The sequence below is a fragment of the Sphingobacterium sp. HMA12 genome, from assembly GCF_002933815.1.
GTDB lineage: Bacteria > Bacteroidota > Bacteroidia > Sphingobacteriales > Sphingobacteriaceae > Sphingobacterium.
In genome coordinates this window covers 261,248-277,993 of record NZ_BEYR01000003.1, presented here as the reverse complement: position 1 = coordinate 277,993, position 16,746 = coordinate 261,248, and the positions used below count along the sequence as shown (strand labels likewise).

Below are 16,746 nucleotides of genomic sequence, written 5' to 3'. Positions count from 1 at the left end.
TGCTGCACAAAAAAAGCCATCCAAATATCTTGGAAGGCTTTTTCTATGATTAAAAATTGCTTACGCTAATTTTTCGAATTCTTTATATTCGATATCACTGCTGTTCAATTTCACCAAACCTTTTAAGTGATCAAATACTTTTAAAGCTTTAGCTTCTTCAAACAAACGATTACCCTGCTCTCTGTCTTGCAACAATTGAATTGCAAATTGGTTCAATTGCTCATCAGAAGGTTCCTCGTTGATATTGTACATTTTAATTTGTGCGTAGATACGTTCTTTCGCTAAATTGATTACTTCATCATATTTAACTTCAAGACCGTTTTCAGTAACAACACGGTTTTCAATGATTGTCCATTTCAAGTTATTCAAGAAATCAGCAAAACCTTCGTTAAGCTCTTCTTCAGAAATGCTAGGGTTAGTAGCTTTCAACCATCTTTTCAAGAACTCTTCAGGGAATGCAACGTCTACTTTCTCCATACCAAAAGTATACATATCATTACGTAATTTTTGATCTGAGTTTTGCTTAAATAAGTTTTCCACTTCTTCCTTTACTTTTTCGGTAAATTGAGCTTCTTCAGTGACTTCACCTTCAGCAAATAATTTATCGAAAAACTCTTGGTTAAGATCAGCTTCTTCTAAACGGTTAATATTTTTAACAGTCAACTCAAATTTAGTTACATCCAAAGCTGTAGCTTCTTCTTCAGTAATGCCTAAAATACGTGCTAAATCTTCAGCTTTGAAAGCTTTCTTAACATCAATTTTAACTGTATCGTCTTTTTTAAGACCTACCAAAGATTTTTTGATTTTTGCATCTTCAACGATATCCGTACGGATTGAAGTTGTTTTTTCAAGACCTTCCTCTTTATCTTGTTTTAAGGTTGCATACAATACATCACCTTCTTCTGATACTTCTGGGTTGGTCATTTTTCCATAGCTACGACGTAAGTTTTTGATACGATCCGCCAAAGTCTCTTGGTCAGCTTTGATATCGTAAACAGCAAACTCAGTCTCAGCTGTAAAAGGCAAATCAAAAGCAGGAGCTAAACCAATCTCATATTTAAAATTGAAGTTGTCTTTATAATCCCAGCTATATTGCGCATCATCTTCCAAAGGAAGTGGCTGACCCAAAACCTCTAGTTTATTTTCTGAAATATAATTCGTGATTTTATCGTTCACCAATTTATTGATCTCATCAAATAAGATGGATTTACCATAGGTACGTCTGATATGTCCCACAGGAACTTGACCTGGACGGAAACCTGGTAATTTTGCCTTTTTAGCTTGCGCTTTAATCTCTTTGTCGACTTGAGGATTATAATCTTCAGGTGCTAATGCGACGTTGATTACCGCATTGATTGCATCTACATTCTCGTGTGAAATATTCATACTCTTTTTAGCTATATCGCATTCATAAAAAAATCCTCCCGAGGTTTTAAGTTCGGGAGGACATCAAGTGCGGAAGAAGGGACTCGAACCCCCACGCCTTGCGGCGCCAGATCCTAAGTCTGGTGCGGCTACCAATTACGCCACTTCCGCATTAGGATTTCTTTTGATGCCACAAAGATAGAAACCAAACCTATATCTTGCAAGTATTTTATGCTCTTTTTTTTATTTTTTTTCAATATTCTCTTCTCCTCTTGCATAATTCATTATTATTCATTTACTTTGAATATCAAAGTACTTTTATGGAACAGAAAGATTTATTTAAAGAGCTTGGACAGATTAGATCATTGATGGAAAAATCCTCCAAATTTGTTTCTATAAGCGGATTGTCGGGTGTACTCATTGGCTGTTATGCATTATTAGGCACTTTACTTGGCTACTACATTACTACCAATACTGAAGTCTTGAACAATCAATTCTCGGGCGATCTAACGCTGTTAAATATTTTTCTAATACTTGCTATTCTCATTCTTGTGCTCTCACTATTGACGGGATGGCTCATGGCACGTAAAAAAGCGAAGAAAAGTCGGCAGTCTATTTGGAACATTACGAGCAAATCTCTTTTATTTGCAGTTTCAATCCCATTAGTAACTGGAGGCCTGTTAGCGCTAATCCTACTTGCTCAGGGTTATTATCATTTGATTGCAGGGATGCTGCTTATTTTCTATGGGGTAGCTTTGGCTGCTGGTAGCATTTATACCTTTACTGAGGTGAGATGGTTAGGCATACTTGAAATATGCTTAGGACTATTGGCATTGTATCTTCCTGACCACGGACTGCTATTTTGGGGATTGGGGTTTGGTGGGCTACATATCATCTATGGTTTTATCGTTTACAAAAAGTACGAATCGTGAAATTGGATCTTTCTTTATATGACAAAGTATTTGAAAACAGAGTCCGCTTACAGATTATGAGTGTTCTCGCAGCGAATGAAGAATACGACTTCAATTCTCTCAAAGAATTATTAGATGTAACCGATGGTAATCTAGCTTCTAACCTTAAAACATTGGAGAAAGAAGAATATATTATCGTGGAGAAAAGTTTTGTTGACCGCAAACCCAATACCCGATATAAAAGAACGACAAAAGGACTAAAAGCATTTGAAAATCATCTTATTGCATTAGAAAATTTAATAAAACAACAATACAAATAATTTTTTTATCCAATCACTTTGAAAACCAAAGTACTTTTAAAAAAGAAAAAATGAAAGGAATTCGATTAAAACTTATGCTCCATCTCTACAACTGGTCTTCCAGGGTGTATGCAGATATTTTTAAATGGAACAAAAAAGCATGGGGAATTAGCAAAGAAGAATTTTTAGCCTATCCGATCGGTAGCATCGGTCATGGTTTAGGTCTCTTTTACGCGAGTAAGGGATTTGATGTTATGGCTAAATTGGAAAATCACGATGTGTTTCATATTATAACGGAAACAGGAACCGAAATACAAGATGAAATTGCCATGCAATTCCTTTTATTGGGAAATGGAAAAATAAGCTTTTATCTGATCGGAATGATCGTTATCGGAGGCATCCTTTTTCCGGAACATTTCAAATATTACAAAAAAACTTTTCACAAAGGGCGGTCCTTACAAAAATTTCACCATATAGAATTCAAGGCCATACTTCATTACCAACTTACTGAATTCCAAATCGCATTATATAGTAAAAATATTCAAATAAACTTAAACAAATGATATCATGGAAAATCAAAATAGTTCTAACACGTCATTCAGTACAGCGCAAAATTCGCTATTTGATAAAATTAGCAACTCAACTGTCCTAAAGTTATTTGTCATTCTATTTCTTTCGCTCCTCCTGCTCATACCGCTGACACTAATCAGTGACCTGATTGAGGAACGCAAAACGCGGGAACAAAACGTGTCCGAGGACATCGCTCTTAACTGGGGACAAGAACAGGTTATTTCCGGCCCTGTCTTAGCAATCCCTTACAGCGAAACTATTCAGAAGCCCGCTGAAAAAGTTAATGATGCTACGGCATTAGAATACAAACAGACGAAATGGATCTTTATCCTCCCCCAAAGTGCTAATATCAGCACGGACATCAGCCCACAACAATTATCACGTGGTATCTATAATTCTGTCGTCTATAATAGCAGTATTTCGATAGATGGCCGTTTCAATAAAATTGATGTAACAAAACTGGAAATCCCCGCCGAAAGGATAGATTGGACAGGAAGCCGGATTGTATTTGGCATACAGGATTTTAAAGGACTGGGCAAACGCCCTCTCCTCACTTGGAATGGACAAGATTCGACTTTTGATCCTGATTTTAATAACCTCAAACTATTCAGTCAAAATTTAGTTTGCCCTGTTTCTGTCAGCCCCAAGGAAAATGAAAACCACTTCAAAATCACACTAAACCTCAAAGGATCTAAATCATTGAATTTTGTCCCGCTTGGCGATCAAACAAATATTTCAGCCAAAGGGAATTGGGCTAATCCAAGCTTTGCCGGCGCGTTCTTACCAAGCAAACGAACGATTGACAAAACTAATTTCTCTGCATCTTGGGAAATTCCTTCTTTTAGCCGAAAGTTACCACAACAGTGGTCAGGGGATATCCTTCCGATCTATCATTTCGAAAAAAATAAAGGAAGTTTAACAGATGAAGTCGAACTTACGCAAGCGGCTACGAGTACTACATCCGACACCATTATACCCAGCGACATCTTGGTGAATTCGGATATGATTACTATAAATTTTTTACCAGACATCAACAATTACCAAAAAACAACCAGAGTTGCTAAATATGGTATATTGATCATCCTATTGACCTTTACTTCACTTCTATTCACTGAAATAATCAAGAAAAAAAGAATACATATTATTCAATATGTATTAATCGGAGCCGCCATGGTACTCTTTTATACCCTATTGTTAGCATTATCAGAGCACATTGGATTTAATCTGGCCTATCTAATTGCTTCGATCGCAACTGTATTGCTCATAGGAAGTTTTATCAAGGCGATTACCAAAGATCGTAAAACAGCCCTTTTGTTCGGAGCTATCTTAAGCACTTTTTATCTGTTCATCTACGTGCTTATGCAACTTCGGGACTACTCACTTATTGCTGGAACAATTGGTATTTTCATCATTCTGGCAATCCTGATGCGTGTTTCTACAAAAATTAACTGGTATCAATTTGACAATAATCATGCTGATCAATAGACAACATCTCAAAATCTACTGGGTTATTATCCGAATATTAATCAAAAAATAAACATAGCGTTCCTAATAGCTGCCTTTTCACAAATCAGGCGGCTATTTTTATGCTTTAAGCAGCATTTATTAGCAAAATCTGTAACTTGCAGGCATATTTTTCAGCATTATATATATGAAAAAACTTACAATATTTACATTAGCGATTATGGCATGCAACCTTAGCAATGCACAAGAAAGCAAAGGTGGAAAATCCAGTTTTAAAATGGTTACAGAAAACCCACAACCTATTACCCCCAGTAAGCTTTGGGATCTCGGACGGGTATCTGCTGAAGGACTTTCCTCAGACGGTAAAACGTTGGTATACGGTGTATCCAATTACAACCTGGAGAGCAATGCAAGTGAGAAGAATCTTTTTACAGTTTCATTGACCAATGGTACAGCTAACCAATTAACTGATCAAAAGGGAGGGGAAACTGTGGTTCAAATCGAAAACAATGGCGATGTGATCTACCTATCAAAAGGTCATTTGTGGAAAAAGAATCTGACCAAAGGCGAAGCAGTACAACTGACATCCGGTGAGTTGACCTTGGAGAATGTTAAATTTTCTCCAGATGGAACGCATATTCTTTTTAGCCGGCCTGTATTGATCAAAAAATACCATAGTACCGACAAATATCCAGAATTACCGAAGTCCGATGCCTATATCTATGATAATTTAGATTACCGTCATTGGGATACCTTCAATGATGGTAAATTCAATCATCCTTTTATTGCTAGTTACAGCGACGGTGAAATAGGAGAACCGATAGACTTATTAAAAGATCAGCCCTATTATAGTCCACAGGCTCCTTTCGGCGGTGCAGAAGATTTCATCTGGTCTCCTGACAGCAAAGCGGTATTGTATGTTTGTAAGAAAAACTTCGGAACAGATTATGCCGTGAGCACGAATACGGATATCTACCGCTATGAGATTTCTTCCGGAGCCACGACTAACCTCACCGAGGGCATGAATGGTTATGACATTGCACCAGCTTATTCTCCGGACGGAAAAAGTCTGACTTGGCTCAGCATGAAAACCGATGGCTACGAATCTGATAAAAATGACATCATCTTATTTGATAAAAACAACGCTATCCGTTTAAATCTGACTTCACATTGGGACGGCACAGTCAACAGTTTTATCTGGAGCAACGACAATCGTAAAATTTACTTTACTGCTGCAACCAAAGGCACCGTACAGTTATTCGAACTGGAAGTACCTTCGAATGTCAAATCAAAAAGCCTTCCAAAGATCCAGCAAATTTCAACGGGAGATTTTGATATTACAGGTATTGTAGGGCAAACTGGGGATAAACTTATCGTTACGTTGACAAAGTTTACACGTGCGACTGAAATTTTCAGCTTCGATCTCAAAAACAAGTCCCTGACAGCCGTCACCAAGGTCAATGATGACAAGTATGCAACAGTTGCTGAAAACAAAATTGAGAAACGAATTACAAAAGCATCTGATGGCGCAGATTTATTTTCATGGGTAATCTATCCGCCAAATTTTGATCCTGCAAAAAAATACCCAACAATACTTTACTGTGAAGGCGGTCCACAATCGGCACTGACCCAGTTTTATTCTTTTCGCTGGAATCTACAGTTGATCGCATCCCAAGGTTACATTGTTATCGCACCAAATCGTAGAGGTATGCCAGGCTGGGGAGTCAAATGGAATGAAGCCATCTCCCAGGACTGGGGCGGTCAGCCGATCAGGGATTATTTAGCCGCGATAGACGATATTTCCAAGGAGTCTTATGTTGACACAGCTCGCCGTGCAGCAATCGGAGCCAGTTACGGTGGTTATTCGGTTTATCAATTGGCCGGCGTACATCAAAACCGTTTTAAAACTTTCATTGCACACAATGGTTTGTTCGATATGAGAAGTTGGTATGGCACCACTGAAGAGCTATTCTTTGCAAATCATGAATTAGGCGGAGCATATTGGGATAACAAAAATGAAAAATCCTATACTGAATTTAATCCGATTGAAAAAGCAAATAACTGGCACACGCCTATTCTGATTTTTCAAGGCGGAAAAGATTACCGTGTCCCTATTGGCCAAGGTTTGGCCGCCTTTCAACTGGCGCAGTTAAAGAAGATAAAAAGTAGACTGGTTTATCTGCCTGACGAAAACCACTGGGTGCTGTCCGGACAGAATGCTCAGGTTTGGCAAAGAGAATTCTTTACCTGGCTTAAAGAAACCTTATAACAACAGAAAGCCTGCTATGTGTATAGCAGGCTTTCTGTTGTTATAAGTACAACCCGTTTTAAAAACTATTTTTCGCCCTTTTTTCCAAAAATAGAAAGCTTAATATATTTTCCGGGTTTCTCTTTGACATCCTTCATCAGATTATCCATTTCTTTAGAGGCATTATTCAAATTGTTATATAACTCCTCATCATTGAGCAATAGACCTATAGATCCCTTACCACTGTTAATCTTACTGGTAATATTTTGAAAATCAGACATCGTTGCATTCACCTTATTCATGGTTTGTTCAAAATCCAATCGTGCGGCCTTATCTGTTATATTGTTGAGATTAGCCATTATCGAATTGATCTTTTCGCCATTTTGCGAGAAATTGGATGTGATGGATTCCAGGTTTGCCATGATCCTATTCAATCGTCCTTTCTCATTTCCAACCAAGCCTTCCACATCTTTTGTAATACCCTCGACATTCTTCAACGATGTTGAAATGCTATGGATACTGCTTTTAAAATCGTCCTGAAATTGCTTATCCAGAACGGTATTTACCACGGAAAGGGTAGAATCCAACTTAATCGTAATGGTCTCTATACGCTTTTGAATTGGCTCAACTTTGTCCATAATATTGGGCTGCACACCCGAATTAAGAAAATCACCATCCTTAGCCATATCAGTGCTATTCCCCATTTCAAATACAATCGCTTTGCTACCCAATAAATCTGTGCTTGAAATCCGGGCGATGGTATTTTTAGGAATATGATAATGGGAATGGATCTTAAATTCCGTTTTTATTTTACCATCTGGCTGCAAGGTCATTTTTGATACCCTACCGATTTGATAACCATTTACTAGAACCGGTTTGGAAGGTGTCAATCCATCGACTGTGCTATAAGTCGTATAAAATGTATTATCGCTACTGAAAACGTCGTTTCCTTTTAGAAAACTGTATCCTATAAATAATAGCGCGATTGCAACGCTTGCTAATATGCCGACTTTTGTTTCGTTTGATATTTTCACAGATTATTTCTTTTGTAATGCATCATTAATATAAGTTTAAAACAGTACAAAAGCAAATCTGTTTAGCGTTCTACTGAATTTTTATAAATTTTTAAAGCTGAAACCAAATTATCGACAATTTCCTGTTGTCCTTCCTCTGACAATAGATAGCTCTCTTCTTCCCTATTGCTGATAAATCCAATTTCTGTCAGAACAGCTGGCATTCCAGCCTCCGCAAGTACCGCTAGACCCTTTTCCCAAAATCCACGGCTGTATCTCCCGGCTTTAACATATTCTCCTTCGATCATCTGTGCCAAACGAATGCTTTTCTCACGGAATCTGTTTTTCATCAAAGAAAAAATAATTGCGCTTTCAGGATCCTTGGGATCAAAACCTTGATAGTTTTCCTTATAGTTTGATTCCAGTAATAGCGAAGCGTTTTCACGTACTGCAGCATCTTGTTGTCCTAAACGATGCGAGCCCGACACCAATGTTTCGGTACCGTGGGCACTTGCTCCACTTGAATTACAGTGTATAGAAATAAATAAATCTGCTTTATTGGCATTTGCCAAACGAATACGTTTATACAATTCCACAAATTCATCAGTAGTCCGAGTATAAATAATCTTAACCCCCGGAATATCTTTTTGAATTTGCCTTCCGAGTTTTAGCGCGACATCCAAAGCTACATTCTTTTCAAGGGATCGCCTTCCCTGTGCTCCGGTATCTTTCCCGCCATGTCCGGCATCAATAACAATAGTCTTGATCTGATAGTCGGGTGGCTCGGGTTGACCGTTGTTTAATTTGAAAGAATTCAATAAAAAAAATCCCAAAGTAGCAACTATAATGCTACACCATTTTCTAATTCTTAAATCTGATTTCATTGAATAATTATTTGCTCTACTATAAACGAAACAAAATGAGTCAATATTATTTCTTTAATAGATAACGATATTTAACATATTTTCTATTTGTTTTTTGACTAATTTTGTCCTTCGAAGTTTAACATTATTTCACAAAAATAACATTTGTCTTTAATTTTGAAGTCGTTAATCAACATTTTAACACTATTTATCATTCTTGCAACGAGCAATTCAACGTTGGCTCAGAGCAATATCCCATTAAAACAGAACGGACTTCAAAGTAAGGATGCTGTCTCGGTGACCAATAAACTGCAGGATACAACAAAAATTAAGCCGGGAGATTCTACTAAATCTGTTCAGGACACCACCAAGAAAAAAGGCAGTGGGCTACAGGCGGAAGTCAGCATTATTGCAGTTGATTCTCAAAAATCGGAAGTCGCAAAGAATATTAGTCATTTATATCGCGGAGCAAAAGTAAAGTATCAGGATTTTGAACTTTCGGCTGATTACATCCGTCTCGACCGTAATCAGAAAAAGATCTTTGCGTCAGGGATATATGATAAAAGCGGTAAATATGTAGGACGTCCTATTGTCATTATGGGCAATGGTGAATCACCCAAAACAGTAGATTCTCTCTATTATGATTATGAAAAGCAGGAGGGAAACACCTATGGTATAATGACCGAGGTCGATGGAGGCTTTATCCAGGCCAATACGGTCCGAAAGAATATCTATGATGAGATGTCAATCTACAAAGGACTATACAGTACCTGTAATTTACCTTACCCGCATACCCATTTCGGTATACATATAACGAAAGGGATCGTAACCAAAAATCAAATTATCTCTGGCCCCGCATACTTGGTAGTAATGGGGGTACCTATGCCCGTAGCCTTCCCTTTTGCATTTTTTCCGAAGCCCGATAAGAGAGCATCCGGATTTCTCTTTCCTTCTTTTGGTGAAGATTATACACGAGGCTTTTCCATGCGTGACATTGGTTGGTATTTAGCCTTCAACGATTATTGGGATAGCGAAATCAGAGGATCATTATACTCAAAGGGTTCATGGGAAGCGTCCATAAACACCCGTTATACGGTGAATTATAAATATAACGGTGGATTTAATATCCGGTATGCGAATACAAAAACAGGGATAGAAGGCACCGATAATTATGGATCAAATAAAGATTTCAACGTTACCTGGAACCATACCCAACGTCAGGAAGCCAATCCTGGAACATCATTCTCTGCCAGCGTAAACTTTGGTACAACATCGTTCTTCCAAAATACGGGTACAGGGAGTGTACAAAATAGTTATGAAAACTTAGCCCGTAACAGAATGGGTTCGTCCATCAGTTATGGAAAAGTATTTGCTGACGGAAAAGTAAACTTAACGGCAAGTTTAACCCATAGCCAGGATATGGCAACGAGAAGTATTCAATTAAGCTTACCAAATATTAGTTTAAACGTATCCTCATTCAATCCTTTTGACAGTAAGGATCGCGTTGGCGAACAAAAGTGGTATCAACGAATTAATGTTGGCTATAGTTTTCAAGCGCAAAATACAGTAAACACCATTGATACCATGCTGTTTAAGCCAGGTGGCTTTAAAAAGTTTCAAAATGGCTTCCAGCACAATATTCCGATCAGTTTATCGCTCAATGCTTTTAAATATTTTCAGTTCAACACAAGTGTAAACTATACTGAGCGCTGGTATTTCCAAAGCACGAGACAGCGTATTGATAACACTCCATCAGGTTATAAACAGCGGCTCGATACGCTACAGGGATTTAATCGTGCTTATGATTACTCCGTATCTACGGGCCTTTCAACAAAAATCTATGGTATGTATCCAAAGATCGGAAAAATTCAAGCGATCAGACACGTTGTTACCCCGTCAATCAATCTGAATTATAGGCCGGATTTCTCCGACCCACGCTATGGATTCTATCAACATTATAATGATCAATACGGCAACCGTAATGTGTACTCTATCTTTGCTCAGGGTGTGTATGGTTCGCCTTCGGCCGGAAAATCAGCAGGTATAGGCTTCTCGATTGACAATAATATTGAGGCTAAAATAAAAAGCAAGTCGGACACCACCGACGGTGGTTTCAAAAAGATTCCTATTCTTCAGGGGTTAACCTTTAGCGGGAATTACAATTTCGTAGCAGATTCATTGAAACTGTCTCCGATAACTTTTTCCGGCCGGACTGCGTTTTTCGACCAAAAGATGAACGTCAATTTCAACGGTACCTTTGATCCTTACACTATTGACGATAATGGTGTGCGTATCAACAGATACGCGATCAAAGATGGAAGTTTGGCACGCCTGACGAACTTCGGATTGTCCTTTGACTATAGTTTAAATCCAAAAGCAGCCAAATCACGTAATAATAATATTGATTCACTGCGGAAAGAAATGTCTGGTGCCGGAATGACTCCGGAGCAGGCACAGGCTTTAGCCCGGATCAGTTCCGATCCGAATGCTTTTGTGGATTTTAATATCCCTTGGAATCTGGCTGCTTCATTTAGTTTCAACATGTCCAAGTTCTTTAATTCAAGTACTAGGCGCATGGACAATCAGATTACGAGCACATTGAATTTGCATGGCGATTTCAGTGTGACACCTAAATGGAAAGTCACCTTTCAATCCGGTTACGATTTCAAACAAAAGGAAGTCGTCATGACTTCATTCAATATCTATCGAGATTTACACTGTTGGGATATGTCCTTCGGTTGGATGCCATTCGGGCGATATCGAAGTTATAATGTCACTATTCGAGCGAAGGCATCTATCTTGCAAGACCTCAAACTGACAAAAAGAGCAAGTTCTGGAGGCGGTTATTTTTAAAATAACCGCTTTTTTTATTTCACCGGTCTAAGTTTCTATGCTAGATTCACATCCTTTACCTCTCGAAACGACTCATCCTCAAATCCTTAATATCAAAACAATTTTGACCTGTAGTTGATCCGTAATTTTATGTAAGTTTATATTATGAAAGCAGAAATTATCACCATTGGAGACGAGATTCTTATAGGCCAGATTATCGATACCAATTCCAGCTGGATTGCACAACAATTAGGAAAATTCGAAATTGATATTGTCCAGATGACATCCATTCCAGATACCGAGGAAGCTATTTTCAATACATTAAAAAGTGCTTCCACAAGAGCCGATTTGATTTTAATTACAGGCGGACTGGGCCCGACAAAAGACGATGTTACTAAAAATACCGCTGCGAAATATTTTGGTACAACCTTAATTCGCAATGAAAAAGTACTACAGCATGTCACCAGTTTCTTTGAAGCACGTAACCTGGAAATGCTTGAGATCAACAGACAGCAAGCCGATGTGTTAGCAAACTGTGAAATATTGTTCAACGACTACGGCACAGCTCCGGGCATGTTGGTTTCGCAAGAAAAAAAACACTATATCTTTATGCCCGGTGTTCCATTTGAAATGAAACATTTGATGGAAAAACGTGTCTTTCCATTGATCGAACAGCAAAGTAAAGATATATTCATCCACCACGAGACGATACTCGTAGGTGGTATCGGAGAATCCTATCTTGCAGAAGAAATAAAAGATATTGAAGAAGAACTTCCCTCAACCATTAAATTAGCTTATTTGCCCACATTAGCCTTCATCCGCTTACGGCTTTCCGGAAAAAGTAAAAACAACGCAGATATTATTCAAGAGGTAAAACTCTTCAAGGGCAAGCTTCTGCATCGCTTAAAAAAATATGTTATTGCGGATTACGACACCAGCATTGAAGCATTTCTAATCAAGGAGTTTACGCATCAGGGGCTTACGTTGACTACTGCGGAAAGCTGTACAGGAGGTAGTTTGGCGGCCTCATTAACTGCCAATCCGGGTAGCAGCGAGATTTTCGTCGGTGGTACTATCCCCTATTCCAATCAGCTAAAACAACAATTATTGGGCGTCAAAGAAACGACTTTAAATCAATTCGGAGCAGTCAGTGAACAAACTGCCATCGAAATGGCAGCTGGAGCAAAAGCAAAATTCAGTACCGATTATGCCATTTCAACAACTGGGATAGCAGGTCCTGGAGGAGGATCCACAGAGAAACCTGTGGGAACTGTATGGGTTGCAGTAGCCGGAAAAAAAGAAATTATCACAAAGAAGTTTCAATTCAACAATGATAGACTCGTCAATATCGAGCGCACACGCATGAATGCCCTTCACCTACTTTGGAAACTGCTTATAAAAGAAGAAGTATAAGAATTGGATGAATGTAAAATAATATTTCAATAAAATCGTTTTTTAAGGAATAATATTTTAAATTGTTGAAAGTAAACCACAATTTAATTAACTTCGTTTTTCTATAACGAGATTGCTAAAAAATATGGCTTTATATAAACTCTTACTTCCAAAAATGGGAGAAAGTGTATCGGAAGCAACAATTACCAAATGGTTAAAACAACCAGGTGACCTGATTGAAGAAGATGACACTTTATTGGAAATCGCAACAGATAAAGTTGATTCGGAAGTACCTTCTCCTGTCAAAGGTATTTTGAAGGAACAACTCTATAGCACAGACCAAATCGTCCAGGTTGGAGATGTCGTTGCAATTATAGAAGTAGAAGGGGACAACGAAACGAGTGAGTCAGCTGTTCAAGCGGAGGAAAATCCAAGGGATCAAGCTACCGGCTCTGATGAAGCTGCCGATCTGGAAATACCGGGTATAGATCAATTAGAGAATCCTAAAGAAGACATTACTCCAGTTCATTACGAGCACACGACTCGTTTTTATTCACCGTTGGTAAAAAACATAGCCCGTCACGAAGGACTATCTCTCGAAGAGCTTGATCGCATCCAAGGTACCGGAGCTGAAGGTCGGGTGACGAAAGAGGACATTCTATCTTACGTCTCCAATCGAGGAACTCACCAAAATATAGATTATTCAAAACCGGAGAACGCTCCTGTTATCAAGAATGAACCAGTACAAACTGTCTCCACGACAACTGTTCATACGGTGGTAAATGGTCATGACGAAATTATTGAAATGGACCGTATGCGTCGCCTGATCGCTGACCACATGGTCAAGAGCGTTCAAGTATCCCCACATGTCTGTTCATTTGTGGAAGCGGATGTAACTAACCTCGTTCTGTGGCGCAATAAGGTAAAAGACGCCTATAAAAAACGTGAGGGAGAAAATATAACGTTCACACCACTGTTTATTGAAGCAATTACCAAGGCGCTAAAAGACTTCCCTTTGGTTAATATATCGATAGACGGTTATAATATTATCAAAAAGAAAAATATCAATATCGGTATGGCGGCAGCGTTGCCCAATGGTAATCTTATTGTCCCGGTAATAAAAAATGCCGATCAACTGAGTTTAGTGGGACTGAGCAAATCGGTTAATGACCTTGCACAACGCTCACGCGCCAATAAATTAAAACCTGATGATACCCAAGACGGAACATTTACATTTACTAATATAGGTGCCTTTGGCAATATTATGGGAACGCCAATTATCAATCAACCTCAAGCTGCGATATTGGCAGTCGGAACTATCACAAAAAAACCCGCGGTGATTGAAACGGAATACGGCGATATGATTGGAATCCGACACATGATGTATCTTTCCCTATCTTACGATCATCGTGCAATAGATGGCGCCTTGGGCGGCACATTCCTAAAACGGGTTGCGGACTATCTCGAAAATTGGGATAGTAACAGAGAAATTTAAGGACGGCAACGTCGTTATAAAAAAGTGGCTGTCCGAAAGTTATACAAAAACCTTTGGCAGCCACCTTTCTACTTTAAACCTATTTGTAGACAGCTATACCTCAAATATTTCGAGGTTAGGTATCCTCCACCTACTTGTAGAGACTTCTCCGATGTTACGTTTTTATAGCCTACTAGTTTCAAATTGGAGTTTCTTTTTCTTGATCACCAATTGGAAGCGTAAATAAAGTAAAAGTGACGAAGTCAATAAGCCTAAGGTAAGTCCATACCAAATGCCCTTAATACCCCAATCAAAGAGTATCCCCATCACATAACCACTAGGCAATCCGATAATCCAATAGGCGATAAAAGTGATGATCGTTGGAATATTAACGTCGCCCATCCCTCTTAAAACCCCCAATCCAACGACTTGTGTACCATCAAATAGCTGAAAAAGACCAGCAATGATCAGCAATTGAGCTGCGATGACAACCACTGCTTTATCTGAGGTAAAAATGTATGGCAAGTAATTATTAAAAATGGCAAACAAGGAAGCGGTAATCAACATAAAAAGCAAAACCAACTGATAAGACGTGATTGCAAAGCGCTCCAAGCGGAACAGATTTCTATTCCCATAGCTATTGCCCACTTTAATTGTTGCCGCAGCAGCAATACCACTTGCCATCATATAGGTCATCGCGGCGAGCTGAATAGCGACCTGATGAGAAGCCTGTGCGGTAGCACTAATTGTTCCTGCCAATAATGACGCTCCGGCAAACGCACCGATTTCAAAAACGTATTGCATCGCGACCGGAGCACCGATCCGCAATATTTTCCCCAATCTTACCCGATCTATGACTGTAATTTTAAAATGTTGTATATAACCATTGAACTTCTTTGAGCGCAATACGTAGGTCATCATCACTGACATCATCAAAATACGGTCAATCAACGTACTGTATCCAACACCTTTCACGCCCATTGGCGTAATACCGAACATCCCCTTGACGAAGATGATAGCTAAGATAATATTGAGAACATTACCCCATATGGTTACGTTCATAGCCTGTTTAGTAAATCCCAAACCTTCAGCAAATTGCTTAAATGTACTGAATACCATTAAAGGTAACATGGAAAGACTCAAGATAAGCAAATAAGGTTTTGCTTCTTTGACAACAGCCGGATCCTGGTTCAAATGATCTATTGCGAGCATTGAGCCAAAATAAACTAAACAGAACAATAATATTCCTGTAATGATATTCAACCAGAAGCTATTTGATAATAATACCGCACACTCCTTCTTGTTATCACGGCCATTTTCCTGCGCAATCAATGGTGTGATACCATAAGCAATTCCTAATCCAACCACCATAACGATCATAAACACGGCATTCACCAAGGACACTGCAGCCAATGGAATCGTTCCAGCAAAATGTCCGACAATAACGCTATCGGCGGTATGTACCAATGTATGTCCCAGCTGTGAAATGACAACCGGCCCTGCCAATACAATTGTACTTTTATAATACGGCTTGAATGTTTTAAATTTTCCCAACATAATCAATTCCTCAAAAAATAGGCACAAAAATACAAAGATATTTTCGCTCTATCGTCATATTAAAAAATATTTAGCAAAAATATAACAAAATTTACTCGACAAGTACCTGCCCTTTGTTAAGTAATTTTTATGTTTCAAATACCTTAAAATTATCTTAAATTTACCCCTTAGTCTAAGAACTATAGAAATATAAATGTAACTTAGCATCTAGTTAGTAATCAAAAGAAGAGGAAAAGAGTATGTACAATCCAGTAATAACATTCCTAAACATCGGAACACAGGAGATGATTTTAATCGTGTTTGCGATCTTGTTACTTTTCGGTGGCAAGAAGCTTCCTGAATTGGCCAGAGGTTTAGGAAGAGGGATACGTGAATTCAAAGATGCATCAGAAGGCATCAAGCGTGAGATTTCAGATCAGATCAATAATTTCGAAAAAGACATAGACGTTAAGACAGAAGTCAAAGAGGAGACCGTTCCAAATGAAGTAAAAGTTGCAGAAGAGCAAGCGAAAGCTGAACAAGAGACCCAAGCTTTGGAAACAGCTGAAAACACAGAATCTGAACCAGCAAAGAAAAAATATGAATTTTCAACTCCGGCAGGAGTCGTGGAGCACAATCCACATAAGCAATTAGATTACGGAGAAGAACCTTCTCATATCACCTACGGATATAATGACCACTTTGCTGAGGGCAAAAATAACGAAGGTGAAGAGAAGAAACCTTCAGAACAGGACAACACCAACAAACCTGCGTAACCT

At 38.6% G+C, this 16,746-nt stretch carries 13 protein-coding genes and 1 tRNA gene; 9 read left to right on the top strand and 5 right to left on the bottom strand.

The window, feature by feature from the left end; all coding sequences use genetic code 11:
• Nucleotides 1-60: 60 nt before the first annotated feature.
• Both HMAT_RS18000 and HMAT_RS17995 read right to left on the bottom strand, forming a co-directional pair.
• Nucleotides 61-1,386 carry a trigger factor gene (locus tag HMAT_RS18000; RefSeq protein ID WP_104384242.1) on the bottom strand — a complete coding sequence of 442 codons (1,326 nt, stop codon included), beginning with the start codon at nucleotides 1,384-1,386 and terminating at the stop codon, nucleotides 61-63.
• 68 nt (nucleotides 1,387-1,454) lie between these two features.
• Nucleotides 1,455-1,536, bottom strand: a tRNA-Leu gene (locus tag HMAT_RS17995).
• Between the two features lie 149 nt (nucleotides 1,537-1,685).
• Here HMAT_RS17995 and HMAT_RS17990 point away from each other — a divergent pair.
• The 5 genes from HMAT_RS17990 (at nucleotide 1,686) to HMAT_RS17970 (ending at nucleotide 6,878) form a co-directional block, all read left to right on the top strand.
• On the top strand, nucleotides 1,686-2,297 hold the full coding sequence (locus tag HMAT_RS17990; RefSeq protein WP_104384241.1) for a hypothetical protein: 612 nt from the start codon (nucleotides 1,686-1,688) through the stop codon (nucleotides 2,295-2,297).
• On the top strand, nucleotides 2,294-2,596 hold the full coding sequence (locus HMAT_RS17985) for a transcriptional regulator (protein WP_104384240.1): 303 nt from the start codon (nucleotides 2,294-2,296) through the stop codon (nucleotides 2,594-2,596). Before HMAT_RS17990 ends, HMAT_RS17985 begins: the two co-directional genes overlap by 4 nt.
• Before the next feature lie 50 nt (nucleotides 2,597-2,646).
• Complete coding sequence (locus tag HMAT_RS17980; RefSeq protein ID WP_104384239.1) at nucleotides 2,647-3,138, top strand: hypothetical protein; 492 nt, start codon at nucleotides 2,647-2,649, stop codon at nucleotides 3,136-3,138.
• A gap of 4 nt (nucleotides 3,139-3,142) precedes the next feature.
• Nucleotides 3,143-4,630 carry a cell envelope integrity protein CreD gene (gene creD, locus HMAT_RS17975; protein WP_104384238.1) on the top strand — a complete coding sequence of 496 codons (1,488 nt, stop codon included), beginning with the start codon at nucleotides 3,143-3,145 and terminating at the stop codon, nucleotides 4,628-4,630.
• A gap of 166 nt (nucleotides 4,631-4,796) precedes the next feature.
• A complete protein-coding gene (locus tag HMAT_RS17970) occupies nucleotides 4,797-6,878 on the top strand; it encodes a S9 family peptidase (RefSeq protein ID WP_104384237.1) in 2,082 nt (693 codons plus the stop codon).
• A 65-nt stretch (nucleotides 6,879-6,943) separates the two neighbouring features.
• Here HMAT_RS17970 and HMAT_RS17965 read toward each other — a convergent pair whose 3' ends face one another.
• Nucleotides 6,944-7,891, bottom strand: coding sequence for an MlaD family protein (locus HMAT_RS17965; RefSeq protein ID WP_104384236.1), 948 nt, complete (start codon nucleotides 7,889-7,891; stop codon nucleotides 6,944-6,946).
• Between the two features lie 62 nt (nucleotides 7,892-7,953).
• Nucleotides 7,954-8,754, bottom strand: a complete 801-nt coding sequence (locus tag HMAT_RS17960; protein WP_104384235.1) for an N-acetylmuramoyl-L-alanine amidase — start codon at nucleotides 8,752-8,754, stop codon at nucleotides 7,954-7,956.
• A gap of 156 nt (nucleotides 8,755-8,910) precedes the next feature.
• Here HMAT_RS17960 and HMAT_RS17955 point away from each other — a divergent pair, with 156 nt between their 5' ends.
• The 3 genes from HMAT_RS17955 to HMAT_RS17945 all read left to right on the top strand — a co-directional run bounded on the left by HMAT_RS17955 (nucleotide 8,911) and on the right by HMAT_RS17945 (nucleotide 14,452).
• The gene (locus HMAT_RS17955; protein WP_233789436.1) at nucleotides 8,911-11,586 is read left to right on the top strand and encodes a putative LPS assembly protein LptD; all 2,676 of its coding nucleotides are present in this window, start codon (nucleotides 8,911-8,913) and stop codon (nucleotides 11,584-11,586) included.
• Between the two features lie 144 nt (nucleotides 11,587-11,730).
• Complete coding sequence (locus HMAT_RS17950) at nucleotides 11,731-12,978, top strand: competence/damage-inducible protein A (RefSeq protein ID WP_104384233.1); 1,248 nt, start codon at nucleotides 11,731-11,733, stop codon at nucleotides 12,976-12,978.
• A 124-nt stretch (nucleotides 12,979-13,102) separates the two neighbouring features.
• Nucleotides 13,103-14,452: a dihydrolipoamide acetyltransferase family protein gene (locus tag HMAT_RS17945; RefSeq protein ID WP_104384232.1), complete on the top strand. Its 1,350-nt coding sequence runs from the start codon at nucleotides 13,103-13,105 to the stop codon at nucleotides 14,450-14,452.
• Between the two features lie 162 nt (nucleotides 14,453-14,614).
• Here HMAT_RS17945 and HMAT_RS17940 read toward each other — a convergent pair whose 3' ends face one another.
• Nucleotides 14,615-15,988, bottom strand: coding sequence for an MATE family efflux transporter (locus HMAT_RS17940; protein ID WP_104384231.1), 1,374 nt, complete (start codon nucleotides 15,986-15,988; stop codon nucleotides 14,615-14,617).
• Nucleotides 15,989-16,227: 239 nt separating this feature from the next.
• On the opposite strand from HMAT_RS17940, the gene HMAT_RS27625 reads away from it, so the two are divergent.
• Entirely contained in the window at nucleotides 16,228-16,743 is a 516-nt protein-coding gene (locus HMAT_RS27625; protein ID WP_104384230.1) for a twin-arginine translocase TatA/TatE family subunit, read from the top strand.
• The last annotated feature ends 3 nt before the right edge of the window (nucleotides 16,744-16,746 follow it).